Origin of the sequence: Pseudomonas brassicacearum (genome assembly GCF_918698105.1) — a bacterium.
GTDB classification, from domain to species: Bacteria; Pseudomonadota; Gammaproteobacteria; order Pseudomonadales; family Pseudomonadaceae; genus Aquipseudomonas; species Aquipseudomonas brassicacearum_F.
Genome location: NZ_CAKKMI010000154.1, coordinates 1 through 3400 on the forward strand (window position 1 = coordinate 1; position 3400 = coordinate 3400).

The following is a 3400-nucleotide window of genomic DNA, read 5'->3' on the forward strand; positions in this document are numbered from 1 at the left end:
TCAGCAGATAGGGGTTTCGGAATTTAATCTTGACGATGACCTACTCTCACATGGGGAAACCCCACACTACCATCGGCGATGCATCGTTTCACTGCTGAGTTCGGGATGGGATCAGGTGGTTCCAATGCTCTATGGTCGTCAAGAAATTCGGGTACTGAGTCGTGGCCAGTTGGCCTCGCTTCAGCAAATTGGGTATGTGATAGCTTCGGTGTTTTGTGAGATTCGAACTTTCGGTTCGTTTCGTCTTCACACACCGCAATCTGGTCTCTTTCGCCTTGGGCTTGGAGTTACAAATTGCTTGGGTGTTATATGGTCAAGCCTCACGGGCAATTAGTACAGGTTAGCTCAACGCCTCACAGCGCTTACACACCCTGCCTATCAACGTCGTAGTCTTCGACGGCCCTTCAGGGGACTCAAGGTCCCAGTGAGATCTCATCTTGAGGCAAGTTTCCCGCTTAGATGCTTTCAGCGGTTATCTTTTCCGAACATAGCTACCCGGCAATGCCACTGGCGTGACAACCGGAACACCAGAGGTTCGTCCACTCCGGTCCTCTCGTACTAGGAGCAGCCCCTCTCAAATCTCAAACGTCCACGGCAGATAGGGACCGAACTGTCTCACGACGTTCTAAACCCAGCTCGCGTACCACTTTAAATGGCGAACAGCCATACCCTTGGGACCGGCTTCAGCCCCAGGATGTGATGAGCCGACATCGAGGTGCCAAACACCGCCGTCGATATGAACTCTTGGGCGGTATCAGCCTGTTATCCCCGGAGTACCTTTTATCCGTTGAGCGATGGCCCTTCCATACAGAACCACCGGATCACTAAGACCTACTTTCGTACCTGCTCGACGTGTCTGTCTCGCAGTCAAGCGCGCTTTTGCCTTTATACTCTACGACCGATTTCCGACCGGTCTGAGCGCACCTTCGTACTCCTCCGTTACTCTTTAGGAGGAGACCGCCCCAGTCAAACTACCCACCATACACTGTCCTCGATCCGGATAACGGACCTGAGTTAGAACCTCAAAGTTGCCAGGGTGGTATTTCAAGGATGGCTCCACGCGAACTGGCGTCCACGCTTCAAAGCCTCCCACCTATCCTACACAAGCAAATTCAAAGTCCAGTGCAAAGCTATAGTAAAGGTTCACGGGGTCTTTCCGTCTAGCCGCGGATACACTGCATCTTCACAGCGATTTCAATTTCACTGAGTCTCGGGTGGAGACAGCGCCGCCATCGTTACGCCATTCGTGCAGGTCGGAACTTACCCGACAAGGAATTTCGCTACCTTAGGACCGTTATAGTTACGGCCGCCGTTTACCGGGGCTTCGATCAAGAGCTTCGCGTTAGCTAACCCCATCAATTAACCTTCCGGCACCGGGCAGGCGTCACACCCTATACGTCCACTTTCGTGTTTGCAGAGTGCTGTGTTTTTAATAAACAGTCGCAGCGGCCTGGTATCTTCGACCGGCGTGGGCTTACGCAGCAAGTGCTTCACCCTCACCGGCGCACCTTCTCCCGAAGTTACGGTGCCATTTTGCCTAGTTCCTTCACCCGAGTTCTCTCAAGCGCCTTGGTATTCTCTACCCAACCACCTGTGTCGGTTTGGGGTACGGTTCCTGGTTACCTGAAGCTTAGAAGCTTTTCTTGGAAGCATGGCATCAACCACTTCGTCACCCAAAGGGTAACTCGTCATCAGCTCTCGGCCTTAGAATCCCGGATTTACCTAAGATTCCAGCCTACCACCTTAAACTTGGACAACCAACGCCAAGCTGGCCTAGCCTTCTCCGTCCCTCCATCGCAATAACCAGAAGTACAGGAATATTAACCTGTTTTCCATCGACTACGCTTTTCAGCCTCGCCTTAGGGACCGACTAACCCTGCGTCGATTAACGTTGCGCAGGAAACCTTGGTCTTTCGGCGTGGGTGTTTTTCACACCCATTGTCGTTACTCATGTCAGCATTCGCACTTCTGATACCTCCAGCAAGCTTCTCAACTCACCTTCACAGGCTTACAGAACGCTCCTCTACCGCATCACTTACGTGATACCCGTAGCTTCGGTGTATGGTTTGAGCCCCGTTACATCTTCCGCGCAGGCCGACTCGACTAGTGAGCTATTACGCTTTCTTTAAAGGGTGGCTGCTTCTAAGCCAACCTCCTAGCTGTCTAAGCCTTCCCACATCGTTTCCCACTTAACCATAACTTTGGGACCTTAGCTGACGGTCTGGGTTGTTTCCCTTTTCACGACGGACGTTAGCACCCGCCGTGTGTCTCCCATGCTCGGCACTTGTAGGTATTCGGAGTTTGCATCGGTTTGGTAAGTCGGGATGACCCCCTAGCCGAAACAGTGCTCTACCCCCTACAGTGATACATGAGGCGCTACCTAAATAGCTTTCGAGGAGAACCAGCTATCTCCGAGCTTGATTAGCCTTTCACTCCGATCCACAGGTCATCCGCTAACTTTTCAACGGTAGTCGGTTCGGTCCTCCAGTTAGTGTTACCCAACCTTCAACCTGCCCATGGATAGATCGCCCGGTTTCGGGTCTATTCCCAGCGACTAGACGCCCTATTAAGACTCGCTTTCGCTACGCCTCCCCTATTCGGTTAAGCTCGCCACTGAAAATAAGTCGCTGACCCATTATACAAAAGGTACGCAGTCACCCAACAAAGTGGGCTCCCACTGCTTGTACGCATACGGTTTCAGGATCTATTTCACTCCCCTCTCCGGGGTTCTTTTCGCCTTTCCCTCACGGTACTAGTTCACTATCGGTCAGTCAGTAGTATTTAGCCTTGGAGGATGGTCCCCCCATATTCAGACAAAGTTTCTCGTGCTCCGTCCTACTCGATTTCACTTCTAAGATCCTTTCGCGTACAGGGCTATCACCCACTATGGCCGCACTTTCCAGAGCGTTCCGCTAAAATCAAAGAAGCTTAAGGGCTAGTCCCCGTTCGCTCGCCACTACTAAGGGAATCTCGGTTGATTTCTTTTCCTCAGGGTACTTAGATGTTTCAGTTCCCCTGGTTCGCCTCTTGCACCTATGTATTCAGTACAAGATAACCATCTTATGATGGCTGGGTTCCCCCATTCAGACATCTCCGGATCAAAGTCTGTTTGCCGACTCCCCGAAGCTTTTCGCAGGCTACCACGTCTTTCATCGCCTCTGACTGCCAAGGCATCCACCGTATGCGCTTCTTCACTTGACCATATAACCCCAAGCAATCTGGTTATACTGTGAAGACGACATTCGCCGAAAATTCGATCTTGCTCATGAGAGCAACTCACAAATTTTACCTTAGCCTGATCCGTTACCAGTGAAAGTAACGTTCAGTCTATCTTTCTATCACATACCCAAATTTTTAAAGAACGATCTAATCAAAAGACTAGAAATCAACATTCACCATC

Annotated in this window: 2 rRNA genes; both read right to left on the minus strand. The window is 51.1% G+C overall.

Annotation, left to right across the window (positions count from 1 at the left end):
* Positions 1-27: 27 nt before the first annotated feature.
* Positions 28-143: ribosomal RNA gene (rrf, locus tag LQ215_RS29330) — 5S ribosomal RNA — on the minus strand.
* 166 nt (positions 144-309) lie between these two features.
* Positions 310-3201, minus strand: a 23S ribosomal RNA gene (locus LQ215_RS29335).
* Positions 3202-3400 lie beyond the last annotated feature (199 nt).